The organism is Nonlabens ulvanivorans, assembly GCF_000732625.1.
Taxonomy (GTDB): domain Bacteria; phylum Bacteroidota; class Bacteroidia; order Flavobacteriales; family Flavobacteriaceae; genus Nonlabens; species Nonlabens ulvanivorans.
The window spans coordinates 450,488-475,727 of record NZ_JPJI01000032.1 but is presented as its reverse complement, the minus strand read 5'-3'; the positions used below and the strand labels follow the sequence as shown (position 1 = coordinate 475,727).

General features: G+C 35.4%; 28 protein-coding genes. 20 read left to right on the top strand and 8 right to left on the bottom strand.

All coding sequences use genetic code 11. The annotated features are described in order from the left end of the window. Positions 1-5: 5 nt before the first annotated feature. Together IL45_RS09275 and IL45_RS09270 are read right to left on the bottom strand one after the other, a co-directional pair. Positions 6-551, bottom strand: coding sequence for a hypothetical protein (locus tag IL45_RS09275; protein ID WP_146128630.1), 546 nt, complete (start codon positions 549-551; stop codon positions 6-8). An 83-nt stretch (positions 552-634) separates the two neighbouring features. Beyond that, a complete protein-coding gene (locus IL45_RS09270) occupies positions 635-1,906 on the bottom strand; it encodes a cystathionine gamma-synthase family protein (protein WP_036583107.1) in 1,272 nt (423 codons plus the stop codon). Between the two features lie 210 nt (positions 1,907-2,116). On the opposite strand from IL45_RS09270, the gene IL45_RS09265 reads away from it, so the two are divergent. Further along, a complete protein-coding gene (locus IL45_RS09265) occupies positions 2,117-2,521 on the top strand; it encodes a hypothetical protein (RefSeq protein WP_042295374.1) in 405 nt (134 codons plus the stop codon). Between the two features lies 1 nt (position 2,522). Here the strand turns inward: IL45_RS09265 and IL45_RS09260 are convergent, their stop codons facing one another. Next, positions 2,523-3,449 carry a histone deacetylase family protein gene (locus tag IL45_RS09260; RefSeq protein ID WP_036583103.1) on the bottom strand — a complete coding sequence of 309 codons (927 nt, stop codon included), beginning with the start codon at positions 3,447-3,449 and terminating at the stop codon, positions 2,523-2,525. Between the two features lie 159 nt (positions 3,450-3,608). On the opposite strand from IL45_RS09260, the gene IL45_RS14810 reads away from it, so the two are divergent. The 3 genes from IL45_RS14810 (at position 3,609) to IL45_RS09245 (ending at position 5,489) form a co-directional block, all read left to right on the top strand. Then, the gene (locus IL45_RS14810; protein WP_146128629.1) at positions 3,609-3,959 is read left to right on the top strand and encodes a hypothetical protein; all 351 of its coding nucleotides are present in this window, start codon (positions 3,609-3,611) and stop codon (positions 3,957-3,959) included. A gap of 79 nt (positions 3,960-4,038) precedes the next feature. Further along, positions 4,039-5,061, top strand: coding sequence for a transporter family protein (locus tag IL45_RS09250; RefSeq protein WP_036583102.1), 1,023 nt, complete (start codon positions 4,039-4,041; stop codon positions 5,059-5,061). An 11-nt stretch (positions 5,062-5,072) separates the two neighbouring features. Continuing rightward, a complete protein-coding gene (locus tag IL45_RS09245) occupies positions 5,073-5,489 on the top strand; it encodes a hypothetical protein (RefSeq protein WP_036583100.1) in 417 nt (138 codons plus the stop codon). Between the two features lie 56 nt (positions 5,490-5,545). Here the strand turns inward: IL45_RS09245 and IL45_RS09240 are convergent, their stop codons facing one another. Together IL45_RS09240 and IL45_RS09235 are read right to left on the bottom strand one after the other, a co-directional pair. Then, a complete protein-coding gene (locus IL45_RS09240; protein WP_036583097.1) occupies positions 5,546-6,139 on the bottom strand; it encodes a TetR/AcrR family transcriptional regulator in 594 nt (197 codons plus the stop codon). A gap of 70 nt (positions 6,140-6,209) precedes the next feature. Next, positions 6,210-7,556, bottom strand: coding sequence for a cytochrome-c peroxidase (locus tag IL45_RS09235; protein WP_036583094.1), 1,347 nt, complete (start codon positions 7,554-7,556; stop codon positions 6,210-6,212). 82 nt (positions 7,557-7,638) lie between these two features. Here IL45_RS09235 and IL45_RS09230 point away from each other — a divergent pair, with 82 nt between their 5' ends. Both IL45_RS09230 and IL45_RS09225 read left to right on the top strand, forming a co-directional pair. Next, positions 7,639-8,382: an alpha/beta fold hydrolase gene (locus IL45_RS09230; RefSeq protein ID WP_036583092.1), complete on the top strand. Its 744-nt coding sequence runs from the start codon at positions 7,639-7,641 to the stop codon at positions 8,380-8,382. 92 nt (positions 8,383-8,474) lie between these two features. Continuing rightward, on the top strand, positions 8,475-8,720 hold the full coding sequence (locus IL45_RS09225) for a hypothetical protein (RefSeq protein ID WP_036583090.1): 246 nt from the start codon (positions 8,475-8,477) through the stop codon (positions 8,718-8,720). Here IL45_RS09225 and thiL read toward each other — a convergent pair. Continuing rightward, the gene (gene thiL / locus IL45_RS09220; RefSeq protein WP_036583088.1) at positions 8,711-9,754 is read right to left on the bottom strand and encodes a thiamine-phosphate kinase; all 1,044 of its coding nucleotides are present in this window, start codon (positions 9,752-9,754) and stop codon (positions 8,711-8,713) included. The two genes, IL45_RS09225 and thiL, sit on opposite strands and share 10 nt — an antisense overlap. Positions 9,755-10,006: 252 nt before the next feature. Between thiL and IL45_RS09215 the strand changes: the two genes are divergently transcribed. From IL45_RS09215 to IL45_RS09165, 11 genes are all read left to right on the top strand, one after another. After that, positions 10,007-10,336, top strand: coding sequence for a HesB/IscA family protein (locus tag IL45_RS09215; protein WP_036583087.1), 330 nt, complete (start codon positions 10,007-10,009; stop codon positions 10,334-10,336). Between the two features lie 108 nt (positions 10,337-10,444). Further along, the gene (gene sufB, locus IL45_RS09210) at positions 10,445-11,893 is read left to right on the top strand and encodes a Fe-S cluster assembly protein SufB (RefSeq protein ID WP_036583085.1); all 1,449 of its coding nucleotides are present in this window, start codon (positions 10,445-10,447) and stop codon (positions 11,891-11,893) included. 22 nt (positions 11,894-11,915) lie between these two features. Further along, the gene (locus tag IL45_RS09205) at positions 11,916-12,323 is read left to right on the top strand and encodes a hypothetical protein (protein ID WP_036583084.1); all 408 of its coding nucleotides are present in this window, start codon (positions 11,916-11,918) and stop codon (positions 12,321-12,323) included. Positions 12,324-12,351: 28 nt separating this feature from the next. Then, positions 12,352-13,104: a Fe-S cluster assembly ATPase SufC gene (gene sufC / locus IL45_RS09200; protein WP_036583083.1), complete on the top strand. Its 753-nt coding sequence runs from the start codon at positions 12,352-12,354 to the stop codon at positions 13,102-13,104. 117 nt (positions 13,105-13,221) lie between these two features. Further along, positions 13,222-14,535: a Fe-S cluster assembly protein SufD gene (gene sufD / locus IL45_RS09195; RefSeq protein ID WP_036583082.1), complete on the top strand. Its 1,314-nt coding sequence runs from the start codon at positions 13,222-13,224 to the stop codon at positions 14,533-14,535. 148 nt (positions 14,536-14,683) lie between these two features. Beyond that, the gene (locus IL45_RS09190; protein ID WP_036583078.1) at positions 14,684-15,898 is read left to right on the top strand and encodes an aminotransferase class V-fold PLP-dependent enzyme; all 1,215 of its coding nucleotides are present in this window, start codon (positions 14,684-14,686) and stop codon (positions 15,896-15,898) included. A 55-nt stretch (positions 15,899-15,953) separates the two neighbouring features. Then, positions 15,954-16,346: an META domain-containing protein gene (locus tag IL45_RS09185; protein WP_036583076.1), complete on the top strand. Its 393-nt coding sequence runs from the start codon at positions 15,954-15,956 to the stop codon at positions 16,344-16,346. Further along, on the top strand, positions 16,346-16,771 hold the full coding sequence (locus tag IL45_RS09180; RefSeq protein ID WP_036583073.1) for a SufE family protein: 426 nt from the start codon (positions 16,346-16,348) through the stop codon (positions 16,769-16,771). Before IL45_RS09185 ends, IL45_RS09180 begins: the two co-directional genes overlap by 1 nt. A 2-nt stretch (positions 16,772-16,773) precedes the next feature. Continuing rightward, a complete protein-coding gene (locus tag IL45_RS09175) occupies positions 16,774-17,094 on the top strand; it encodes an iron-sulfur cluster assembly protein (RefSeq protein WP_006796533.1) in 321 nt (106 codons plus the stop codon). Positions 17,095-17,097: 3 nt separating this feature from the next. Then, positions 17,098-17,607 (top strand): DUF2480 family protein, encoded by a 510-nt coding sequence (locus IL45_RS09170; RefSeq protein ID WP_036583069.1) that lies wholly within the window; start codon positions 17,098-17,100, stop codon positions 17,605-17,607. Between the two features lie 89 nt (positions 17,608-17,696). Then, on the top strand, positions 17,697-18,623 hold the full coding sequence (locus IL45_RS09165; RefSeq protein ID WP_036583067.1) for a DUF3078 domain-containing protein: 927 nt from the start codon (positions 17,697-17,699) through the stop codon (positions 18,621-18,623). 69 nt (positions 18,624-18,692) lie between these two features. Here IL45_RS09165 and hflX read toward each other — a convergent pair whose 3' ends face one another. Beyond that, positions 18,693-19,919: a GTPase HflX gene (gene hflX / locus IL45_RS09160; protein ID WP_036583065.1), complete on the bottom strand. Its 1,227-nt coding sequence runs from the start codon at positions 19,917-19,919 to the stop codon at positions 18,693-18,695. Positions 19,920-20,064: 145 nt separating this feature from the next. On the opposite strand from hflX, the gene IL45_RS09155 reads away from it, so the two are divergent. The 3 genes from IL45_RS09155 (at position 20,065) to IL45_RS09145 (ending at position 24,162) form a co-directional block, all read left to right on the top strand. Continuing rightward, positions 20,065-21,054, top strand: coding sequence for an endonuclease/exonuclease/phosphatase family protein (locus tag IL45_RS09155; protein ID WP_036583063.1), 990 nt, complete (start codon positions 20,065-20,067; stop codon positions 21,052-21,054). 293 nt (positions 21,055-21,347) lie between these two features. Then, a complete protein-coding gene (locus tag IL45_RS09150; protein WP_036583061.1) occupies positions 21,348-22,262 on the top strand; it encodes a PorP/SprF family type IX secretion system membrane protein in 915 nt (304 codons plus the stop codon). A gap of 22 nt (positions 22,263-22,284) precedes the next feature. Then, positions 22,285-24,162: an OmpA family protein gene (locus tag IL45_RS09145; protein WP_036583058.1), complete on the top strand. Its 1,878-nt coding sequence runs from the start codon at positions 22,285-22,287 to the stop codon at positions 24,160-24,162. Between the two features lie 372 nt (positions 24,163-24,534). On the opposite strand, the gene IL45_RS09140 is transcribed toward IL45_RS09145, so the two are convergent. Beyond that, a complete protein-coding gene (locus tag IL45_RS09140; protein WP_146128628.1) occupies positions 24,535-25,146 on the bottom strand; it encodes a hypothetical protein in 612 nt (203 codons plus the stop codon). Between the last annotated feature and the right edge of the window lie 94 nt (positions 25,147-25,240).

Genomic DNA, 25,240 nt, shown 5'->3' with positions numbered 1-25,240 from the left:
TGATATTAGGATTGTTTTTTAAGCAATCCTAATATCTCCTTATAGGTTTTCTCATTGTCCACATGAGTACTTAAGTAATTATAAACTTTGTCAATCACATCTTGTGAAGCGCCTAGGCTTTCAAAAAGAGCAAGGTCTTGTGACCAGTTTTCAATATTCCCTACAGTCTCGCCTAATCTTTCACTCGCAATAGTGACTTCTCTGATCTCCTTATAAACATCAGCCTTTTTAAATTTTACAATCTCTGTATAGAGATCATTAAAAGTCATTTGTTCTACTTTTTTCTCTTTAGAAATACGAGCTAGCATGGTATTAAAAACGTCCATGTTACCAAAAAAATTCACATCAAATTCATCGAGGCCACATGGTCTTAATTTTGCAATTTCCTTGAAGAGCACATTCTCATTTGCAAAAGAACCATCGAGCATAAAATTTAATTTCTCATTAAGCTGCATTTCGCAAGTTTCGATTGCATTGTCTTCTGATGGACTATGCTGTGCTTGAGCAGCTATAGCTAGGAACATTGCAGCAAAAAAAAGGATTTTCTTCAAAGTGATTTTATTTATTTTAATAACGTGTCGTGGTAATTCTTAGTACACTAGGCAAAGAAAATGCCAAAACAATCCAAATCCAACTAAACTATCACATTTTCTGATATCCTTACTTCTTCAAGCGCTTGTTTTACATCGGCAATAAGGTCATCGCTGTTTTCTACACCTATCGATAAGCGCACAAGTGAATGTGTGACGCCTATAGATTCTGCGTGATTTTCATCTACGCCTGCGTGCGTCATAGAACGTGGATGTTCTGCAAGACTTTCTGTTCCACCTAGACTTACTGCAAGGCGTATTAATCTCAACGAGTTCAAGAATTTAAATGCTTCTTTCTCTCCGCCTTTAATTTCAAAACTAATCATGGCGCCTGGTCCGTCATATTGTTTTTTGTAGATTTTATAATCTGGAGCATCTGGTTGTATTAAACCTAGGTAATTGAGCTTAGTGATTTTTTTATGGCCATTTAAAAAGTTAGCAACCTCTATAGCATTGCGTTGCTGTTGCTCCATACGTATTTTTAGAGTTTCCAGACTGCGCATTAACATCCAGCCTGTATGTGGAGAAGCCATGTTTCCTAAGAAAGTTCGTAGAACCTTAACACGATGCATAATCTCTGCATTACCTAATACGGCACCAGCAATCAAGTCGCTATGTCCACCTATATATTTTGTGGCGCTATACATGACGATATCGGCACCCAATTGTAATGGATGCTGCCATAATGGTCCCATATAAGTATTATCGACACCTAGGAGGACTTTTTTATCACTTGTTGAAAAATGATCGGCAATTTCTCGACACATTTCAATATCTATTAAAGCATTAGTAGGATTTGCAGGTGTTTCAATATGCATAAGCGCCACTTTATCTGCATATCCAGCATCTTCTACCAGTTTGATAATCTCATTTTTACTCATTCCAGATTTAAAACCTAGAGAATGGATGCCGTATTTAGGTAAAAAGTGATTGATGAAATGATCTGTTCCACCGTAGGTAGGTGAACTGTACAGCAACACTTGTCCTGGTTCTAAAAACTCCATAAGAACAGTCGATATGGCGCTCATGCCACTTTCAAAAACTGCGCAATCATCTGCTTTATCCCATAAACGTAGTCTGTTTTCTAGAATTTCTAGGTCTGGATTATTGATACGACTATATATCAATCCCATTTCCTCACCTGGCAATTTATCACGCTTTCCATAGGCGAGTTCAAAAAATGCTTTGCCTTCTTCTGCATTTTTAAAGACAAAGGTAGAAGTTAAAAATATAGGACATTTAATAGCGCCTTCAGATAATTCAGGTTTATAACCGTAGGACATCATTAGGCTTTCGGGTTTCATAGAATCTTTCATAATGTGGGCTGTTTAAAACTAATCCTAATGTACTTTTTTTTTAGGATTCAATCGATTTCGTAAGCGATTTTTTTATGAATCCTATTAGAAAGTCTTTAAAATGATAATTCCGTAATGTAAGACCTACATTTTTGTTATTTAAGATTTTCTTAACTTTAAGGTTTCAACCTATAAAACCAATTAATTATGCCTTACAGTTCAAAACCCCAGATGTGGTTCTGGGTACTCGCTATTATCTTTTTACTATGGAATCTTATGGGAATAGGCGCATGGTCCACAGAAATGGCAGCACCCGATATAATGATGGAGCAAATGACTGAACAACAACAAGAGTTATATCAATCTAGACCTGGTTGGTATATGTATGTTTATGGAATAGCTGTATTTGCTGGACTATTAGCTTGTATAATGTTGTTATTTAAAAGAAAACTAGCGGTAATACTATCTTTAGTATCGTTATTTGCGGTTATTATAACAACTAGTTTTAATTTCTTTAATGGCTCATGGGGCATTATCAACACCTCAGATAAGTTTTTCTTCTTAAGTGTTCCTTTGTTGTCCATTTGTCTTTGGCTATTTGCTCGCAGCGCCGCTTCTAAGGCCTGGTTGCGATAGTCTAAGTAAAAATATCTCGTGCTACTCTATAGGTGTTAGCATGTGCTTCAATGATTAATTTAATATCAGGAGAGTAACCGCCGCCCATACTGCATTGTATTGGGATGCGGTTATTATTTTTTGTTCTCGCTTTCGCGAAAGCGGACAAAGCAAACTCATCCCTTTTTTTACAACCATCTAGAGTCATACCTAGCCTGCCTAACTTGTCTGTTTCTAGCACATCGACACCACACAGGTAGAAAATGAAATCGGGCTGTTCTTGAGCAATTAAATCAGGCAGAATATGATGAAGTTCATTGAGATAACTACTGTCATCAGTATGATCTGGTAAGGCGATATCTAGGTCAGACAACTCCTTTTTAAACGGATAATTACCTGCGCCATGCATGGAAAATGTGAATACGCTATCGTCATTTTGGAAGATTTCAGCTGTTCCATTTCCTTGATGAACGTCCAGATCTACAATCAGAATTTTATCTGCTAGCTGATGATGTTGTAAGTATCTAGCAGCGATTGCCTGATCATTTAGTAAACAAAATGCTTCACCATGATCTGTGTAAGCATGGTGTGTGCCACCAGCGATATTCATTGCAATGTTGTATTCAAATGCCTTTGTGCAACCATCAATTGTACCTTGAGCTATGTATAATTCTCTTTCTACTAGCTGATTGTTTAATGGAAAACCCAATTTGCGTGCTGCTTTACGGTCTAGATTTAAGGCCTTAAGGTTTTTTAAGTACTCTGAAGTATGAACACGCAATACATCTATATCACAACATAGTTTACTGGGCTCAAAAAAATCTGTCTGATTTGCGGTTCCTTCTAGTAAAAGTTGCTGTGGTAATAGCTCATATTTTACCATAGGAAAACGATGGCCATCTGGTAAAGGATGTTTATAAATAGGATGAAAGGCAATAGGGAAATTCAAGAAACCGACATTATTTAGAATACTTCAAATTTAAGCACAAGATGATTACCATATTCTTTATAATTTTTAAACTATTGTATAGGTGTTAGGTATTAAATTTGCGCAAAAATTAATCATATCAAGTCAGCATTAAGTATCATATTATTAACGCTATTCAGCTTGCGACCTGTTTATCAAGTAGGCTGCTATGCATACTATGAGATGAATATTGATATGATTATTGAGCAGTATTGTGAAAACACGGATAGGCCAGAGCTTAATTGCGATGGAAAGTGTTATCTAGCTAAAACGCTTAAACTGCAACAAGCTCAATCCAGAACGGATTCTAAAGAGCAAGCGATCTCAATGTTGATTGAAGCTTTTTGTCCGTTATATTATCAAGATGTGGTTTTGTATATCGTTCCATCTTATGAAGTTATTGTTAAGAAAGGAAATAAGCCCTATTCATATATATTAAAAATAGGATTTCAGGACGTTATAAAGCCGCCACCACGAGTTTACAATACATAAGCACTTATTCTTCTATCGCTTTAATGCGATAACATTACTTATTTATTAAGGCCACACTGTGGTCACAAAACTCAACACATTGAAAAAAATACAATTAATTATAGCATTATGTGCAAGTACTTTAATGCTTGCTCAAGATAATAACACAACCTCTTATACAACAAACAGACCAGATGGGCATGCACCTATCTCAGTTATGGGAGATCATACTCATAATAAAGGAGAATGGATGGTGTCTTATCGTTTTTCTACCACTACTATGGAAGATTTGCGTCGCGCAAATGATGACGTTACTAATGAATCAGTTTTATTGCCTAATGGTGGAGATTATATGGTAACGCCTACTGAGATGCCTATGAATATGCATATGATAGGAGCTATGTATGCGCCTACTGACCGTTTAACACTTATGGCTATGGGAATGTATATGGACATGACCATGGATCATTTGACAGCTATGGGTGGAATGTTTACTACAGAATCTTCTGGTTTTGGAGATCTATCCGTATCTGCGATGTATAAATTTATAGATACAGATTCACATAAGTGGCATGCACAGATAGGTTTATCCATACCTACGGGAACTATTGATAACAAAGATGTAACACCTGCTAGTATGGGTAATGAGGTGATATTGCCTTACCCTATGCAAATAGGCAGTGGTACTTATGATGCCATTACTGCTGTTACTTACTTAGGTCAATCAGATTATTTTTCTTGGGGTTCTCAATTAAGAGGTGTTTTCCGTACAGGTGAAAATGAAAATGATTATAGACTAGGGAATCAACTAGGCTGGAACAACTGGATTGCGTATCGTGCAACTAACTGGTTGAGTGTTTCTGGTAGGTTGCAAGGACTTATACAAGGTGGCATTAGAGGAGCTAATCCTGATTTGAATCCGGCAATGGTTATAACTGCAGATACTTCAAACTCTGGTTATGACGCTTTAAATGCTGGTTTTGGATTTAATATTTATGCGCCAGAATTATTAAAAGGTGCTCGTTTAGGATTTGAATATGCCTTACCTTTACAACAGAATCTAAATGGTGTACAGCTTAAGAATCAAGATGTTATCACTGTAGGCTTACAATATTCTTTTTAAACAAGTATAAGATGAAATCACTTTGGACATTAATATTATTAGCTCTTTTAGCCTCATGTAATGATGAGCTCAAAGAACAACAGGTCGCTTTTGATAATTTAAAGCAACAATCTATGGAGGCGCATGATGTAATTATGCCTAAAATGGGTGACTTAATGGATTTAAGCAATCAATTAAGTAAGAAAATGGACTCTACTAACACTGATTTGATCATGTCTAAAAAAAGCGAACTTCAGAAAGCGCATGATGATATGATGACATGGATGAGAGACTATTCTGAGAAGTTTCCTTATGATTATAAGCTTCCTAAAGATGTAAATGCAGTTAATAAACAGTTAGATGTTTTAAAAGAAGAGCATGAAGAGATCGAGGAACTTAAAGTAAGAACGCTAAGAGTAATTGATGAGGCGCAAGCCATGCTCAAGTAGTAGATTTCTCAGCAATACAATAACCCTAATAACTGTAATTCTAGTTATTAGGGTTTTTATTTTAATATTAAATCACTATTCACAGTTTTTAAATAGGAGATGCTTTTTACTAAAGCATCATTATTACGCTCTAATTTACTCATCATAATAGCTCCTTCTAAGGTTGCTATATAGACGGCAGTTAATTGATCAGAATCTACGCTAGATTTTATCTGGTTATTTTTAAGTGCCTTATCAAAAATTCTTTTAATAGTTGTTTTAAAAGTGACAAGCATACCAAATGACTGCTGTCTTAAACCAGCATCTAGATCATCGCTTTCGCAGGCACTGTTCATTAAAGGACATCCTCCAGAGTAAGGCGGATTATCTAGGTAATTCTCAAAAAAATTAAATATTACATTCATTTTTGAAGTAAAATCTGATGCATTCTTGAGATCTATGTTAAGAATATCAAACATTCTTTTGCTTAAACTACGCAAGGCTTGTTGTTCTAAGTCTTCTTTATTTTTAAAATGCTTGTAGATTGCACCTTTTGTAAAGCCTGTAGCTGTGGTTATATCGCTTAATGATGTTGCTTTATATCCTTTAGTATTAAAAAGGTCAGCGCTCTCTTTTATGATAATGTCTTTAGTAAGCTGTGGATTTCTCATGCGATAAAGATACCGCTTGGTATTTAACTTACGTTAGGTTTTAAGGATCAGATTTGCACATAGTTATTAACTACTCGCATCCTAAGTCTATTTTAGATTGGACGTCTGCATTAGGAAAACAATTTCCAGATAACACGGTCTCTGGTACATATCTGGTGAGATAAGAGTCGTAGAGACTATTCTCGACAAAGAATATTAAATCTTGAATCTCTTCTTCAGTTAGTGTAACTGCTCCTTTTTCACTAGCAATTTGAGATAAAGGAACGTTATTATCCTGCACTTGACTCGATAATTTATAACGTATAACCTCTTCAATACTATTAAATGTACCACCATGTCCATAGAAATTAGCATCTCTTAAATTGTACAGTGTAGGAGTTTTAAATTTATAATCGTCTGAAGGGTTATTAGTAAAACCACCACGACCTTTTTTTACATTATCAAAATTAGCATCATCCAATACTACAGCGTCATTGCTATCATCAAAATGACCAAAACCGAATGCATGAAAATCTTGATCTTTTAAAGCTGGTCCTGTATGACAGTTCATGCACTCTGCTTTGCCAGTAAATAAAATAGCTCCTCTTTTTTCTCGTTCACTTAAGGCTGCATAATCACCTTTAAGATAATCTTGCCATGGTGCACGATTAGATAGTAATGTTCTATTGAATGCCGCAAGAGCAAGAGCAGCGGTCTTTCGTGAGTATCTTTCAAAAGATTGTGTATTGCTAAAGGCTCTATCAAACATTTCTTCATAGCCATAAGTATTAGCAAAATTTTCATCTATTTGCAATCTATGAGTATCCTGTCCTACCATACCTTGAATTTCTAGACCTTGAAATCCTAAGTGGTTTTCAGGAATGTCACTCCATTGAGATTGTGTGCCAGCATTAGTTCCTGATCCACCTAGCATACCATTCCATAAAGCAACATCTTGATAAGCTACATTAAGTAAAGTAGGTACTCTTATAGGTTGCAGGTCTATAGAGTCTAATGGCATGGTTAAATCAAAACCGCGACTTTCTCCTGCTGCACCAAATCCACTACCGCTTTCACCTATTCCCTGACGTCTACCAGAGTAAAAACTAGAAGCTACAGGATGACAGGATGCACAAGCATAAGTGCCAGCCATAACATCCATTTTTGGATTACCACCACTAGCTGTTTCATGTAGTAATAACCTACCTAACTCTACTTTTTCTTTGGTTATTGGGTTCAATGGGTCTTGTGGTATGGACGCATAGTCATCGCTTTCAGGTAGAATAAAAAAGTTGATTCCTTGACCTTCAGATTTTTCTAATAATAGTTCTTCCAGTCTAATATCTAGTTCAGATTTTGCAACTTGGTAATCATCAATATCATTTTGACATGACATGACTGTAAAACTGATTAGAAGAAGAAAATAAATTTGTTTCATTAAAGAAAAGGTATTGCTTTAGATCAGTGTAAAATTAACAAAATATTAGAACTAGAGAGAGAACAGGTATTATATTGCATTTATGAAGAAAATGACCTATTACTATAAGTCCTCAAATAAGCCTAGTGTACTACTTTTACACGGTTTTTTAGGTAGTAAAAGCCAGTGGAATACGGTGGCAAAATTATTAGAAAACAGCTATAATATTATACATGTTGAATTACCTGGTCATGGTGAATCTCCTATGGTATCGCAATACTCTATCGATGATCTGGCTTTTGAAATCTCACAATTTTTGATAGAAAATGATATTCATAAGGTGCATTTTATAGGTCATAGTATGGGTGGTTATGTAGGATCTGCTTTCGCGAAAGCGTATCCTCAACAACTTTATTCTTTAACATTATTGAACAGTATTATGGGACCTGATAGTGTAGCCCGTAAAATGATGCGAGATCGTGCAATCCAACTAATTGATCGCTTTCAAAATGCCTATGTATCTATGGCTATTAATAATCTTTTTACGCCTCAAGAACATGTAACTCATAAGGCTATTATTGAAAATATGAGGATTGAATCTCAAGAGATTACTCTAGAAGCTGTACTGGCGGCACTGCGTGCGATGAGAGATCGTCCATCACAGCTCGGACATGTTGATGTGCCTGTTCAATACATTTATGGAAATCGTGATACCGTTATTGAAAAATCTATTATCGAGGCCGAGTTAAGCCAAGAACTTTATGCTGGTGTAAGTATTGAAGGTGGACACATGTTATTACTTACCCATCCTAGTGAAATCGTTAGTAACATGCATTTGATCGATTAAATTAAGTGTTTTATCGTTAATTTGAATTATATTTTTTACATTGGTCGTAGTAAAATGAAGTTCAACCAACTTTCGTTTAAATAACTAGCCAAATGTCAAAATCTTTTTCCCCTATCAAGGCTGCAGCTATATGTTCTTTTACAGGACATAAACTACAAGTTACTCATCAAGTAAATGACCGCATACAAGAAATGTGTTGCGTAAAATGTGGAAAGCAAATGACCACAAATATTTATGGTAATATCGTTCCGTTAAATGATCAATATTCTCGTATTAATCGTGCTCTCAATGACCTTGCGGTTAAGAAAAATAGACGTGAATTAGGTTTTTATTCTTGAAAACTATTCCAGCCCATTGCTTTAATAGGTATTTGCTCGCCTGATCTGGTGATTAAATGAATTCCTTCACCGTTGGGTACAGCATGTCCTATGATGCTTAAGCTAGGATTTGCTTTAATTTTAGGGAAGTCTTCTTGTTTTACCGTAAATAATAATTCATAGTCCTCGCCACCACTAAGTGCAATCGTTGTACTGTCTAAATTAAATTCTTCACAAGCCGCTATTACCGTAGGGTCTAATGGAAGTTTTTCTTCATAGAGCTTCATTCCTACATTAGAGTTTTTACATAAATGAATAACTTCAGAACTTAAACCATCGGATAAATCAATCATACTCGTAGGTTTCACATCTAGTTCTTTGAGTAGCTTAGGGATGTCTTTACGAGCTTCAGGTTTTAGCTGTCGTTCTAATAAATAGCTATAGGCTTCAACATCTGGTTGATTATTTGGGTTTGCTTTATAAACAGCTTTCTCGCGCTCTAGGATTTGTAATCCCATATAAGCGGCGCCTATGTCTCCACTAACGACTAGTAAATCATTATCTCCAGCACCTGAGCGGTATATAATATCATCTTCCTTTTGTTCTCCTATTGCTGTAATAGAGATAATCAAACCACTTTGAGAAGCAGTAGTGTCTCCACCTATTAAATCTACATTGTAGATTTTACATGCCAGTTTGATACCATTGTAAAGCTCTTCAACGGCTTCTACAGGAAAACGATTAGACATAGCTATGGATACGGTTATTTGGGTAGGTACCGCATTCATCGCATAAAGATCAGATAAATTAACCATAACAGCTTTGTAACCTAAGTGTTTTAGAGGAACATAACTTAAATCAAAGTGAATACCTTCTACAAGCATATCTGTGGTGACCACAGTAGATGCTGTATGATTGATAACAGCAGCATCATCGCCTATGCCTTTTAAGGTAGAATCTTGATTAAGTTCAACATTTTGTGTGATGTGATCGATTAAACCAAATTCACCTAAATTTTCAATCGACGTACGTTGTGGATTTTTATCTTCTATCATGCTGCAAAATTACAATGAATTAAACATCTTAATTATAAAACAGATAGAAAAGAGTTGATGTTTTTTTAAATTTCAAAGTATAATTTGAGCTTTAAGCTATTGAAAAATAGATATGTTAGCACTTGATTATATAAAGAACTGTTAAACTATAGATATTGGACATACAATCATGCATTTTATAAATTGAATAGGGCAATGTTCAAAAATGGCTGTTGTATATTTGTAGTCATTTTAAATAAGGATTTTAAGCATATGATAAATGTATCAGATACGGCAAAAATTAAGCTTACTCAATTAATGAGTGAGGATGGATTTGCTATAGGTAATGATTATGTGCGCGTAGGTGTTAAAAGTGGAGGTTGTAGTGGTTTATCTTACGATCTAACATTTGATAAGACAACTACAGACACGGATAAGATTTTTGAAGCAAATGATGTGCGCATTGTGGTTGATAAAAAAAGCTTTTTATATCTCGTTGGGACGACGCTTGAATTTAGCGGTGGTTTGAACGGTAAAGGCTTTGTCTTTAATAACCCTAATGCACAAAGAACTTGTGGATGTGGAGAAAGTTTTTCTCTATAAGTCTAAATAAGTAGAATAATATTGTGAAAGCGCTATTATTCAATAATTAATAAATAAGAAGTTCAAATTATACAGTGCAGCTGTTTTATGAACTTTAAACATAGCATTATGTCTAAGTACACAGAAGAAGAATTAGAAAAAGAACTCCAGAATAAAGAGTACGAGTACGGCTTCTATACCGATATTAAATCAGACACTATTCCTATCGGACTTAGTGAAGAAGTGATACGTATCATATCTGCCAAAAAGAATGAGCCACAATGGATGCTTGACTGGAGACTACAGGCATATCGTGTGTTTATTGAAATGGAAGAGCCAGATTGGGCAAATGTAAATTACGAAAAACCAGATTTACAAGCCATTTCTTATTACAGTGCACCTAATTCTAAGCCTAAATATGATAGCCTTGATGAGGTTGATCCAGAATTATTAGAAACGTTCAAAAAATTAGGAATTTCACTTGATGAGCAAAAGAAGCTTGCCGGTGTTGCCATGGATATTGTAGTAGACTCAGTATCTGTAGCAACTACATTTAAGAAAACGCTTGCAGAGAAAGGTATTATTTTCTGCCCCATTTCTGAAGCAATACAAGAACATCCAGAGCTTGTAAAAAAATATCTTGGTACTATAATTCCACAACGTGATAATTACTATGCAGCATTGAATAGTGCTGTATTCTCGGATGGATCATTCTGTTATATACCTAAAGGTGTTAAGTGTCCTATGGAACTTTCTACATACTTCCGTATTAATGAAGGTGGAACAGGACAATTTGAAAGAACACTAGTAATTGCAGATGAAGGAAGTTATGTTTCTTACCTAGAAGGTTGTACTGCGCCTAGTCGTGATGAAAATCAATTACACGCTGCATGTGTGGAGTTAATCGCACTAGATGACGCAGAAATTAAATACTCTACCGTACAGAATTGGTATCCTGGTAATGCCGAAGGAAAAGGTGGTGTTTTCAACTTTGTAACTAAGCGTGGACTATGTGAGAAAAATGCAAAAATCTCATGGACTCAAGTAGAGACCGGTAGTGCTGTAACATGGAAGTATCCTAGCTGTGTTCTTAAAGGAGATAACTCAGTTGGTGAGTTTTACTCCATCGCGGTGACTAATAATTTTCAGCAAGCAGATACTGGAACTAAGATGGTTCACTTAGGTAAAAACACTAAGTCAACTATTATTTCTAAAGGGATTAGTGCCGGAAAATCGCAAAACTCTTATCGAGGACTCGTAAAAATCAATTCACGTGCTACAAATGCTCGTAACTTTTCACAATGTGATAGTTTGTTAATGGGTAATGAATGCGGTGCACATACATTCCCATACATAGAAAATAGTAACAGTACTTCAAAAGTAGAACACGAAGCGACAACGAGTAAAATAGGTGAAGATCAAATTTTTTACTGCAACCAGCGTGGTATTGATACAGAAAAAGCCATTGCACTTATTGTAAATGGATTCTCTAAAGAAGTATTAAATAAACTACCTATGGAGTTTGCAGTAGAAGCTCAAAAATTATTAGAAATAAGCCTAGAAGGATCGGTAGGATAGAACATTTCAAAAACCATTAATTATGAAACGATTACTCGTTTTATGTTTTATAATAATTGCAACAGTCTCTTGTAAAAATCAGGAACAACCATTGGATGTTGCAACCACAGAGGACATAAGCACGTCATTTGTAGAAGATGAAAACACCTATAAAGGTGAGTTTATTTTATTAGAGGACGCCGCAGTCCTTACTGGTAAAAGCGAAATTTATGCCGTACGCATAGATGATAAGTTAAAGCAGCTCCATGAACTGGCGTTACCTTTACAAAAGACAAAATTTGATATGGTAAATGTAATTCTTAAAGGAGAATTAGTACCTAATCCATTGTTGCTAGAAACAGGTGAAGGCTGGGAACAAATGCTTATCATAAAAGAAATAATAGAAGTAACACCAGCAACAAGTGCTGCCGTAGTTGCACCCATCAATTAATACAGATACAAGAAGTTAAATAACAGCTATGTTAAAGATCAAAGACTTGCATGCCTCAATAGAGGATAAAGAAATATTAAAAGGAATCAATCTAGAAGTAAAAGCTGGTGAGGTTCATGCTATTATGGGGCCTAACGGTTCTGGTAAATCTACTCTAGCAAATGTGATTGCAGGACGTGAAGAGTACGAGATGACTGGTGGTTCTATTGAATTAGAAAACGAGGAAATATCTGAGCTTGATCCAGAAGAAAGAGCACATAAAGGTGTCTTTTTATCATTTCAGTATCCTATTGAAATCCCTGGAGTATCAGTTACTAACTTCATGAAAACTGCTATCAACGAGACGCGCAAGGCTCAAGGTAAAGAAGAAATGAAGGCTGGTGATATGTTAAAGATGATCCGTGAAAAGTCTGAGATGCTAGAGATAGATCGCAAATTCTTATCTCGTTCTCTAAATGAAGGTTTTTCTGGTGGAGAAAAGAAACGTAACGAGATTTTCCAGATGGCAATGTTAGATCCTAAACTTTCGATATTAGATGAGACAGATTCAGGTCTTGATATCGATGCCCTACGTATCGTAGCAAATGGTGTAAATAAATTGCGCAGTGAGGATAATGCCACTATCGTGATTACTCACTACCAGCGTTTATTAGATTATATCGTGCCAGATTTTGTACACGTACTTTATAAAGGACGTATCGTAAAATCAGGAGGAAAAGAACTAGCTCAAGAATTAGAAGAGCGCGGTTATGACTGGATTAAAGAAGAAGTAGAGGCTTAGTACTCAGCTTTAAGGTCTAGTAATTAATAGTGTAGTTTTTATTATTTCGCTTTCGCGAAAGCTGACATTAAAGAAATGTAGTTGCAACAAATAATAAAAGCGTGAAAACAACAAATCATGAGTTTTAAAGACAAAATATTATCTTCTTTTATCGCTTTAGAAAATGAAGTCGATACAGAAACGTATGCACATCAATTGCGCAATGAGGCGCTAGCGTCTTTTGAAGAGTTAGGCATTCCGCAACGTAAAGAAGAGGCATATAAATATACATCGCTGAAATCTCTATTTAATAAAGATTACAGTCTTTTCCCAAAGAAAGAATCTGCTATTGAATATGGAGATATTAAACCATATTTAATCCATCAAATAGATGCGTATCGTGTGATTTTTATAGATGGGATTTATAGCTCGCATTTATCTGAGACTACACACGATAAATTTGACGTTTGTTTAATGTCTAGTGCCTTAAATAACCCGAAATATAGTCCTGTTATTGAGGCTTATTACAATAAACTTGCGCCTAAGGATGGATTAACATCTTTAAACACAGCATTTGCAAGAGAAGGTGCTTACATAAGCATTGGGAAAAACATAGCGGTAGAAAAACCTATAGAAGTTGTATACTTTTCTACTGGTAATGAGAGTACTTTAATGACACAGCCACGTAATCTAGTGGTAGTAGGAGAGAATTCTCAAGTGCAAATTATAGAGCGTCACCAAAGTTTAAGTGATAATCAAGTATTGACTAATAGTGTTACTGAGATTTTTGCAGATAAGCGTGCCATGGTGGATTATTATAAGATCCAGAACGATCATCTTAATGCATCACTTATCGATCATACTAGTGTAGAGCAAAAATCAGATAGTGAAGTGCGTTTGCATACGTTTTCTTTCGGTGGAGCTTTAACTAGAAACAACTTGAATTTTTATCAACGTGGTGAGCACTGTAATTCTATTCTTAACGGAGTTACGATTATAGAAGGAAAACAACACGTAGATCATTCTACACTAGTACATCACACAGCACCTAATTGTGAGAGTTACCAGCAGTACAAGCAAATCTTTGACGATAAAGCTGTAGGAGTTTTTAATGGTAAAGTTCTCGTAGATAAAGTAGCGCAAAAAATTAACGCGTTCCAGCAAAACAATAATATATTAGTAAGCGATAAGGCTACCATCAACGCAAAGCCACAACTAGAGATTTTTGCAGACGATGTGAGATGTTCACATGGTTGTACTATCGGTCAGCTTGATGAAGATGCCCTATTTTACATGCAATCTCGTGGAATTGGTAAAAAGGAAGCACGTGCTCTATTGATGTTTGCTTTTGCAAATAGCGTACTAGAAAGTGTGAAAATTCCTGAAATTAAATCTCGCATCACAAAGCTTATTGCAAAGAAGCTAGGTGTAGAGATTGGGTTTGATTTATAGTGATTGTCTATCTCAATTTTAAAAAAAAATGCCTTGTTTTATGACAAGGCATTTTTTTTAGATGAATGATTTTCAAAGTATATGAATTACTCTTCTAATAATTCCTTAAATAATACCTCTTTCCCAGTCCGCATCGTACCTTTGTACCATGTTAGATATTCAAAAAATAAGAGCTGATTTTCCTATCCTTAATCGTGAGGTAAATGGGCGACCGTTAGTTTATTTTGATAACGCTGCGACTTCTCAAAAACCGCAACAGGTCATTGATAAAATCGTTGAGTATTATACCTTATATAATGCAAACATCCACCGTGGTGTTCATGCGTTAAGTCAGGAAGCAACAGATTTGTATGAGGAAGCAAGAGAAAAAGTGAGAGCTTTTTTCAATATTCCTCAAGCAAAACAGGTAATTATTACCTCTGGAAATACACATAGTATTAATGCTGTTGCGAGTGGTGCCCACGTCTTTGTGAAAAAAGATGATGAGATCATTGTAAGCGCAGTAGAGCATCATTCTAATATTGTTCCCTGGCAAATGCTTTGTGAACGAGTAGGCGCTACCTTAAAAGTAATACCCGTATTAGACAGCGGTGAGCTAGATATGCAAGCTTATGAAGGACTGCTGAATGAGAAAACAGCTTTTGTAGTTGTTAATCATGTGTCTAACGCACTAGGTGTTACTAATCCAGTAGAAGAGATCATCAAAGGAGCACACGAACATGGTGCGATGACTTTAATAGATGGTGCGCAATCATGTGGTCATATGAAGTTAGATATGCAAGCGCTTGATGCAGATTTCTATACCATGTCTGGACATAAAATGTGTGGTCCGACAGGAATAGGTATTCTATATGGTAAAGAAGAGGCATTAAACGCATTACCACCATACCAAGGTGGTGGAGAGATGATAGATCAAGTGACATTTGAGCATACAACCTATGCAGGATTACCACATAAGTTTGAAGCCGGAACACCTAATATCGCAGGTGGAATTGCTTTAGGTGCTGCTGTTGATTATCTTAATGAATTAGGTATGGATAACATCGCTGCTTATGAGCACGAGTTATTAATATATGCAACGGAACAGTTAAAGGCTATCGAAGGCCTCAAAATTTACGGAGATGTAGTAAATAAGGCTGCAGTAATAAGTTTTAATGTAACCACACTACATCCTTATGATATAGGGACGATTGTGGATAAACTAGGTATTGCGGTAAGAACAGGACATCATTGTGCACAACCAGTTATGGAACGCTATTCAATACCTGGTACGGTAAGAGCAAGTTTTGCATTTTATAATACTAAAGAAGAAATAGATATTATGGTACAGGCTTTGCAACGTGCAGTAAGTATGCTGTCTTAATAGACTTCATTATCTTTGAAGACTACTTAATCAGTATACCTTAAAACAAATTAAAATGAGAATATTTACATTACTTTTTAGTCTAACACTTTTTACATTAACCAGTTGTGATGAACAAGATGTTGCAGGTAGTTATGACGTGGTACTGGTAGGAGAAAATGATTATTCAGAACAAGATATCACATTAACCATTGAGATGGGAGAAGAGAATCGCATATCTGGTAAGTCAGCATGTAACAACTATGGTGGTTCTTTTGAGTACTTAGGGAAAGGAAAAGTGACTATCGGTCCTTTAATGGGAACTAAAATGATGTGTAGAGATGTGCATGAGATCGAGAGAGATTATATGAGTCATCTTGCAAAGGTTGTTGAAGTAAGCCCTACTAAAGAAGGATTAGAACTTTTAAACGCATCAGGCGATATTATAATTACAGCAGTAAAACAATAATGGCTAGCATTCAAGACATACAGAACGAAATCGTAGAAGAGTTTGCCATGTTTGACGACTGGATGGACCGCTATGAATACATGATAGATCTAGGGAAAAGCGTTCCTGTTATAGATGAGCAGTACAAAACCGAAGATAATATCATAAAAGGTTGTCAGTCTAAAGTTTGGGTACATGCAGATCTTGAAGAAGATAAAGTGAAATTTAGTGCGGACAGCGATGCGATTATTACTAAAGGAATTATTGCAATACTTATTAGAGCGTGGTCTGGTCAGAAACCAGCAGATATTATCGCTGCAGACACGGCTTTTATAGATCAAATAGGTTTAAAAGAACATCTTTCACCTACTAGAGCAAATGGATTAGTTTCCATGATAAAACAACTTAAAATGTATGCAGTAGCATATCAATCTCAATTGAGCTAATTATGGAAGAGATCAACGGACAAGAAATAGGAGAAAAAGTAGTTAAGGTTTTAAAAACCATATATGACCCAGAAATTCCTGTGGACATCTATGAGCTAGGCCTTATATATGATGTCATGGTGAGCAGTGATGCTGACGTTAAAATATTGATGACATTAACTTCACCTAACTGTCCAGTAGCAGAAACGCTGCCAGTAGAAGTTGAGGAGAAAGTAAAAACTCTCAAAGAAGTCAACGATGCTGAGGTGGAAATTACATTTGATCCACCATGGAATAAAGACCTTATGAGTGAAGAAGCTAAGCTTGAACTAGGAATGCTCTAGAACATGGAAGGCGAGATCATTAATAGAGTCGCAAACTCAAAACTTCAGGTCATCGACTTAGAAGATTATTATCCTGTAGGACCGCGCAGTGAGCTAGATATTTCTCAGTGGTTGATGGAAGGTATTGTGTTAGTAGAATCACGCTTTCGCGAAAGCTTAAAAAACACAGATTTTACTGCTTATAAAGATCATTATGTAGCAGTAAAATGCTCTACAGACGCCATTATACCTCAATGGGCATGGATGTTAGTGCAAATGGAGTTAACAGGTATCGCTAAAAAAGTAGTGTTGGGCTCATTAGAAGATTTAGAAACTAGTCTATACAGTCCAATTATCAATCAGTTAAATCTTGATCCATACATGGATATGCCTGTAATCGTAAAAGGCTGTTCTCATAAGCCAGTTCCTCTAACTGCTTATATGATGATTACTGAACGCCTGCATGGTGTTGCTAAATCAGTAATGTACGGCGAGGCCTGTAGTGCGGTACCCGTTTATAAGAAAAAAAAGTAGTTTATCGATAGAGCTGTTTTTTAATAGACAATCAATCCTTTTTTTTAATTAAATGGTAATTTCGCGCCATAACATTTCAATTTAGTATTATGAAAAAAATTATTTTACTTTTTGCATTTGCACTTTGTACTGTAAGTACTTATGCGCAAACTGAAGAAGAACTTAAGGCGTTAAAAGCGTCAAAAATGGATTCTATTGCTCAAATTCAAGGTAGAGCAAATGCTATCCAAGCACAAATAGATGCACTTCCAGGTTGGAAAAAGGGAGCTTTTGGTACTATAGGAGCAAATTTATCAAGTTTTGATAAGTGGTATTCTCAAGGTTCTCCTAATGTGAACTCTGGTAACATAGGTGTTACATTAAACGGATTTGCAAACTTAAAAAGAGAGAAGTATTTCTGGAGAAATAATCTAAACGTGAATTTACAATGGGTAAAGTTTGACGATAGAGATGACGCTACAGATGATGATAGTTTTCAAGAAGCTACAGACGTTTTTAATATTCAATCATTATATGGTTACAAGTTGAGCGAGAAATTTGCTGTTTCTACATTAGGAGAGTACAGAACTACGATACTTAACAATTTTAATGATCCTGGATACCTAGACCTAGGTGTTGGTGCAACATGGACTCCTTTAGATAACCTTGTAGTGGTGATTCACCCTTTAAACTATAACTTTGTTTTCAGTAGTGGTGATGATATTTTTGAATCTTCTTTAGGTGCAAAAATCGTTGCAGATTATACAAGACAAATAGGAGCTATTAACTTTAAGAGTAATCTTTCTACATTCCAAAGCTATAAGAGCTCTAACTTATCCAACTTTACATGGATCAACTCTTTCGGTTATACACTATGGAAAAACATCGGTGTAGGTTTTGAATTTGGTTTAAGAGGTAATCATCAAGAGGCTGTAAATTTTGCGGCGACTCAGGATCCTACAGGTACATTTGATTTTGATAATGTAGATAACGATTTACAATCATACTGGTTATTAGGTTTGAACTATAAGTTCTAATTTAATTTTATCTAAAGTAAAAAGCCCTTAATCCATCGGATTAAGGGCTTTTTCATGTTTTAAAAGTGTTTATTCTTCTTCTGTTTCTATTAAGTCTTCCCAATCTGGAAATAAGAAAGCATTGTAAGGAAATCTTTTTACATGAATTTCTCTAACTTGATCATAGACTTTTTTCTTAAACGTGTCTATGTTCTCTTTATTAATGGCCGATATAAACACAACGTTTTCACCCATTCTTGCCATCCAGGTGCGCTTCCATTCTTCTAACGAGTAATGTGCACTGGTCCTTTCTTCAAGTAAATCTTCTGGATCATAGTCCTCGGCAATGTACTGGTCGATTTTATTGAAAACCATGATAGTAGGTTTATCCACAGCGTCTATCTCGCTTAATATTTTATTTACTGATGCGATGTGATCTTCAAAACTACCATGAGCAATATCTACTACATGCAATAACAAGTCAGATTCACGTACTTCATCAAGCGTTGATTTAAAGGATTCTACTAATTGAGTAGGTAGTTTACGTATAAAACCTACAGTATCTGTCAGTAAGAAAGGAAGGTTTTTTACAACAACTTTACGTACTGTGGTGTCTAATGTTGCAAACAACTTATTTTCTGCAAAAACCTCACTTTTTGAAATTACATTCATTAGTGTGCTTTTTCCAACGTTTGTATAACCTACTAAGGCAACACGTACCATCTTACCACGGTTACCGCGCTGGGTAGCCATTTGTTTATCAATAGTAAGTAATTTCTTTTTGAGTAAAGTTATACGGTCACGTACGATACGACGGTCAGTCTCAATCTCTGTTTCTCCAGGACCACGCATCCCGATACCACCTTTTTGTCTCTCAAGGTGAGTCCACAGACCAACAAGTCTAGGCAGTAAGTATTCATATTGAGCCAGTTCAACCTGTGTACGAGCATAACTAGTCTCTGCACGTTGAGCAAAAATATCTAGGATTAAGTAAGTTCTATCTATAATTTTAACTTCTAGAATTTTCTCAATATTCTTTTGCTGTGCAGGACTTAGCTCATCATCAAAGATTACCGTATCAATATTATGAGCATCTACATAGGCCTTTATATCTTCCATTTTACCAGATCCTAAAAATGTTTTAGGATTAGGTTTTTGCATTTTTTGAGAAAAACGCTTGTGTATAGTAGCGCCTGCTGTATAAGCTAAGAATTCTAGCTCATCCAGATATTCTTTAAGTTTTTCTTCTGTCTGCTGTTGGGTAACCACTCCTACTAGAATGGCTTTTTCATATTCGTGTGTTTCTCTTTCTAACATTTATGGTTCTAAAACTATTTAACAAAGATAACAGATTGCCAGTGAGCTGCTCTACAATTAATAAAAGCTTAAAGTAATTCTTATTATAGTGAGAGAATTTGCATGATGATGTATTAGATTTGAAATCCCTACAAAAATAAGAGTATTGGCAATTTCACAACAAGCATTTGAACAGTATACCGTCGCATTCTACAATTTAGAAAATTTATTTGACGTTCACAATGATGAGGATATACTAGATCAGGATTTTACAGCACAAGGTCGTAAGCAATGGACACCACAACGTTACCAGAAAAAGCTGCAAAAATTGAGTGAAGCGATATCAAAAGTAGGTGTTTTACAAACTGGTAAGTTGCCGGCAATTATAGGTGTGGCTGAAGTGGAAAATGAAAAAGTTCTTGAAGATTTAATACAACAGCCTAAACTGGTTAAAGGAGATTATGGTATCATACATTATAATAGCCCAGATGAGCGAGGAATTGATGTAGCCTTATTGTACAGTAAAAAAATATTTACAGTGCAATCCTCTACACCGATAGCTGTCGATGTAACTATGCCTAATGATGAGCCAGACCGTACCCGTGATATATTATATGTAAAAGGTTTTTTATCTGGTATGCCATTACATATATATGTGAACCACTGGCCGTCTAGAAGAGATGGAGCAGACTCTACAAATGAAAAGCGAGTAACTGTAGCCAAGCAGTTAATGGATCATATCAATCATGTAGATCCACAAAATGATCGAACTAATCAAGCGAAGCATTTACTAGAAGGCACTAATATTATTGTAATGGGAGATTTTAATGATGATCCAGAAAACGATAGTATACGCAATGAAATCCTGCCACACGGTTTTCAAAATGTCACCGCGCCGCTTAAAAAATTTCATAGAGGTAGTTTAAATCATAATTTTAAATGGAATCTTTTTGATCAAATTATGGTTAGTGACAGTTTAATTAATGATGTGCCAGATGCTTTATACTTTCATCAAGCAGACATTTTTGATGACATTATGTTGAGGCAATGGAAAGGGAAATATCGAGGTCAACCAGCGCGCACATTTGTTGGTAAAACCTATAAAGGAGGTTATTCTGATCATTTTCCTGTATATATGATACTACGTAGAAACTAATTGAATCATTTCGTCTGTGAAACGTTGCTTTTAATCTATAAAGAAATTGTTAAACAATATAGGCGATGTATTTTTTCTATATTCGGTCTTCTAAGTAAATAATTGATGATATAGTATAATGTTAATGTTTAGCCTTTAATAGTTGATTATCAATGGATAGGTTAAAAATTACGCTTTCGCGAAAGCGAGATATTATAAAATCAGGTCACTATGTAAGTCGCAATTGATAGCATAGTAGTATATTTAGAACCATAAAACTAACTTGTGCAACCCAAAAAACTAACTCTATAATGATGAGAAAATTACTTGCCATGGGGATTTTCCTTGTCTTGTCCGGAACCAGCGTACTTCACGCTCAACAAGATCCTCAGTACACACAGTACATGTACAACCAAAATGTCATTAACCCAGCATATGCTGGTACAAGAGATGGCTTAACTCTTACAACTCTTTACCGTCAACAATGGACTGGTGTAACTGGTGCGCCAGAGACACTTACCTTTTCTGGTAGTACTCCAATAGGCGATCGAGTAGGTGTAGGTCTTTCTGTAATTTCTGATCAAATAGGACCAGTTAAAGAGAAAAACTTCTATGGAGATTTCTCTTATAAATTACAAGTTGGAAAGAAAACAACATTATCTCTAGGTCTTAAAGCTGGTGTTACTTTCCACGATGTGAATCTTAACTTTGTGAACACTACACAGCCAGGTGATCCATTGTTTAGTGAGCAATTAAACGAACAGTACTTAAATCTGGGTGCAGGTGCTTTCCTTTATGGAGATAACTGGTATGCTGGTTTTTCTGTTCCTAATATGTTAAATAGTACTCACTTAGATGAGGACGGTTTAACCTTTGGTTCTGAAACACAACATTATTTCTTAACGGGTGGATATGTATTTGATATTAATGAAAACATCAAATTAAAGCCACATGCAATGGTTAAAGGAGCTTTTGATTCTCCATTAAGCTTTGATTTAAACACAAACGTATTATTTAATAATAAGTTTGAAGTAGGTGTATCTTACAGATATGAAGACTCTTTCAGTGGTCTAGTAGGTATGCAACTTACTGATAATGTAAAGGTAGGTTATGCATATGACCGCGTGGTATCAGATATACAGGTAGCGGCAAATTCTTCACATGAAATCTTCTTGACTTATGACTTGAATTTCCCTCGTAAAGTGATGCAATCACCACGTTTCTTCTAATAACCAGCAAAGAAAGAATATCATGAAAAAAATATATTTACTACTCTTAATAATTATCGCTGGCTCATTTCAAGTAAATGCACAAAGCGATGCAACTAAAAAAGCAGACAAACTATATGAGCAACTGCGTTATGTGGATGCTGCAAAAGCTTATGAGAAACTCATTAAAAATGGAGAGCGTTCTCAACACGTTTATACTAACCTAGGAAACTCTTATTTCTTTAATAGTGACTTTAAAAGTGCAGAGCAATTTTATAAAAGAGCTACTAATAAGAATCCTCAAGCAGAGACTCTTTACAGATATGCTCAAACTTTAAAGGCTAATCAAAAATATGATCTTTCTAATACTATCATGAACCAGTTTGCTGGGATGGTGCCTAATGATGATCGTGCTAAAGCCTTTAAAGCAAACCCTAATTACCTAGCAGACATTACAGGAATGAACCCAGCTTATACTGCTGAGGCTTTAGGACTTAATGGTGAAGCAAGTGATTTTGCTGCACAAAAAATAGGTGATAAAATTTACTTTGCAAGTGCTCGTAATAATAAGCGTGCAAACTATGCATGGAATAAAGAACCTTACTTAGATATCTATGAAGCATCTGTTGATGAAAACGGAATGCCTGGTGAAGGTAAACTTCTTGATGGTGATGTAAATACTAAATATCATGAAGGTACATTAGATATTACACCTGACGGGAAATATATGTTCTTTACTCGTGTAGATTATATCGATGGAGATTATGAAAAAGCTAGTGATGGCGAGAGTAAATTGAATATTTACAGAGCTGTTAAAGCTGGTGGCGAGTGGAGAGATGTAAGAACTACTTCTCTAGAAAGTCAAGAATACGGTGTAGGTCATCCTAGTATTACTGCAGATGGAAAAGCAATTTTCTTTGCAAGTGAAGCGCCAGGTGGACAAGGTGGAACTGATATCTATAAAGCGAGTCTTAAGAATGGTAAAATATCAAACCCAGTAAATTTAGGACCTACAGTTAATACTGCAGGTGATGATTCATTCCCATGGATTGCTGAAGATGGTACACTTTACTTCTCTTCAAACGGTCACTTAGGATTAGGTGGTCTAGACGTATTTAAATACAAAGACGGTAAAGTTTCTAACTTAGGTTCTCCTGTAAACTCTGTAATGGATGATTTTGCTTTCACATATTCAGAAGAAACAGGTAAAGGTTTTGTTTCTTCTAACCGTAAAGGTGGAAAAGGAAGTGATGATATCTATGCAGTGAATCGCATCGAAATTTGTGAAGTTGCTGTTACGGTAACCGCTATTGATGCACAAACTAATCAGCCTATTCCAGGTGCTATTGTTTCTTTACAAGATGCAGATGGTAATAGCTTACCTAGTCAGACTACAGATGGTGAAGGAAAAGCAATGTTTACTACAGAGTGTAATAAAGAATTTGTTGCTCGTGGTGTTAAAGATCAGTATGAAAGTGGACAATCTGACTTAAGCGTTGCTGAAGAAGCAACTGCTATGGTTACTGTAAACATGGAGCCTATTATTCCAGATCCACCGGTAATTGATGAGAAAATCATATTAAACAAAATTTATTTTGATTTAGATGCTTCAAATATCCGTCCTGATGCAGCTCTAGAATTGGATCGTTTGGTTTCATTTATGAAGAAATATCCAGAACTAGAAGTAATGGCAGAGACTTATGCAGATATCAGAGGATCTGATTCTTATAACCTTGCACTTACACAACGTCGTGCTGAGTCAATTGTGGCTTATGTAGTGTCGCAAGGAGTAGACGCAAGTCGCTTGACTGCGCTAGGTCGTGGTGAGGCAAACCCAGTAATGGATTGTGCTTCTCAAAAATGTACTTCTGCAGAATATGAGTTGTCTCGTAGATCTGAGTTTACGATTACAAAAAGATAATTATTAAGCATTACTAACTAACCAATGCTTTAAATCCCATCTCTTTATTGAGATGGGATTTTTTTATTTTGGGATTTTGTATAATGTTGACTAGTTTACTATTGTAAGGAAGTAGGAGATCACTGTGTTTAGTAATATATCGTCATTGCGAGCGATTTCTGAAAGATATATTTAGGGCGCTCAATTATATGTTTAGAGAACACTAAAGGCTATTTCTAACTGTTTATATGGATTTCTATTGTCGTTACAAATGTTTTATTAGATCTCACGAATTACAGATGCGTGCTGCATGAGGAATAATATGAGCCTACTATATAGTAGAATTGCGAATATTAGATACCAGCGCACGACATGGTGCATAAATGTATGTGTTTAGTCCTTTTGACTAACTAATAGGTAACTAGTTCCTTTGAAGCTATATAATTCTATGATAGTATCAGAACAGCTGTTAGATTTATCGAAATAGACTAATGGTTTAGATTCTTGATTGAGCTTTATGTTAAAGGAGTCAGTACAATGTAATATGATTTTTGCATAATCTTTTTTATCAGTGATAAATAGCTCTTCTTTTGGGTTATCATCTATACTAATTTCTATTCTATTTGTTAGTTTTTTAATTGGAAACGAGAAATGAAGATTTCTATTTAAGAAAAATGAACCTCTGTAAATCCGACCAGATGGTTCCTTAATTTCTTTCTTGTTAATCGTTATAGATTTATGGTTGATATCAAAATTACTTCCCAAATCAAATAAAATAGTTCCATTTCTATTCTTACAACTATTGTATATGGATACTATCGAGCTCTTATATTCAAAAGATTCTTTGTGCTGTGATTCTTTGTGAATTTTGGTAATTAGATTCTTATGAGGCAATGGCTGATCAACAGATTCTAAATTACTAAACCAATCAATTATATTAAATGCAAAATAGCCACCTATTAAGATTGCCAGTATGATAGGAATAAAAATCTGTTTATTTTTCATTTTTATATTTAAGGTTTCTTTACTGGTTAGGTGTTTTTTAAAAATATAAAAGCCCATTACAAATAGCAATGGGCTTTTCTTATATGTTTTCGCT

Bases quoted from the DNA above. Each gene is read 5' to 3' on its own strand.
- IL45_RS09270 (WP_036583107.1), bottom strand. From the start codon at position 1,906: ATGAAAGATTCTATGAAACCCGAAAGCCTAATGATGTCCTACGGTTAT.
- IL45_RS09265 (WP_042295374.1), top strand. From the start codon at position 2,117: ATGTGGTTCTGGGTACTCGCTATTATCTTTTTACTATGGAATCTTATG.
- IL45_RS09245 (WP_036583100.1), top strand. From the start codon at position 5,073: ATGAAATCACTTTGGACATTAATATTATTAGCTCTTTTAGCCTCATGT.
- IL45_RS09240 (WP_036583097.1), bottom strand. From the start codon at position 6,139: ATGAGAAATCCACAGCTTACTAAAGACATTATCATAAAAGAGAGCGCT.
- IL45_RS09235 (WP_036583094.1), bottom strand. From the start codon at position 7,556: ATGAAACAAATTTATTTTCTTCTTCTAATCAGTTTTACAGTCATGTCA.
- IL45_RS09230 (WP_036583092.1), top strand. From the start codon at position 7,639: ATGAAGAAAATGACCTATTACTATAAGTCCTCAAATAAGCCTAGTGTA.
- IL45_RS09225 (WP_036583090.1), top strand. From the start codon at position 8,475: ATGTCAAAATCTTTTTCCCCTATCAAGGCTGCAGCTATATGTTCTTTT.
- thiL (WP_036583088.1), bottom strand. From the start codon at position 9,754: ATGATAGAAGATAAAAATCCACAACGTACGTCGATTGAAAATTTAGGT.
- IL45_RS09215 (WP_036583087.1), top strand. From the start codon at position 10,007: ATGATAAATGTATCAGATACGGCAAAAATTAAGCTTACTCAATTAATG.
- sufB (WP_036583085.1), top strand. From the start codon at position 10,445: ATGTCTAAGTACACAGAAGAAGAATTAGAAAAAGAACTCCAGAATAAA.
- IL45_RS09205 (WP_036583084.1), top strand. From the start codon at position 11,916: ATGAAACGATTACTCGTTTTATGTTTTATAATAATTGCAACAGTCTCT.
- sufC (WP_036583083.1), top strand. From the start codon at position 12,352: ATGTTAAAGATCAAAGACTTGCATGCCTCAATAGAGGATAAAGAAATA.
- sufD (WP_036583082.1), top strand. From the start codon at position 13,222: ATGAGTTTTAAAGACAAAATATTATCTTCTTTTATCGCTTTAGAAAAT.
- IL45_RS09190 (WP_036583078.1), top strand. From the start codon at position 14,684: ATGTTAGATATTCAAAAAATAAGAGCTGATTTTCCTATCCTTAATCGT.
- IL45_RS09185 (WP_036583076.1), top strand. From the start codon at position 15,954: ATGAGAATATTTACATTACTTTTTAGTCTAACACTTTTTACATTAACC.
- IL45_RS09180 (WP_036583073.1), top strand. From the start codon at position 16,346: ATGGCTAGCATTCAAGACATACAGAACGAAATCGTAGAAGAGTTTGCC.
- IL45_RS09175 (WP_006796533.1), top strand. From the start codon at position 16,774: ATGGAAGAGATCAACGGACAAGAAATAGGAGAAAAAGTAGTTAAGGTT.
- IL45_RS09170 (WP_036583069.1), top strand. From the start codon at position 17,098: ATGGAAGGCGAGATCATTAATAGAGTCGCAAACTCAAAACTTCAGGTC.
- IL45_RS09165 (WP_036583067.1), top strand. From the start codon at position 17,697: ATGAAAAAAATTATTTTACTTTTTGCATTTGCACTTTGTACTGTAAGT.
- hflX (WP_036583065.1), bottom strand. From the start codon at position 19,919: ATGTTAGAAAGAGAAACACACGAATATGAAAAAGCCATTCTAGTAGGA.
- IL45_RS09150 (WP_036583061.1), top strand. From the start codon at position 21,348: ATGAGAAAATTACTTGCCATGGGGATTTTCCTTGTCTTGTCCGGAACC.
- IL45_RS09145 (WP_036583058.1), top strand. From the start codon at position 22,285: ATGAAAAAAATATATTTACTACTCTTAATAATTATCGCTGGCTCATTT.
- IL45_RS09140 (WP_146128628.1), bottom strand. From the start codon at position 25,146: ATGAAAAATAAACAGATTTTTATTCCTATCATACTGGCAATCTTAATA.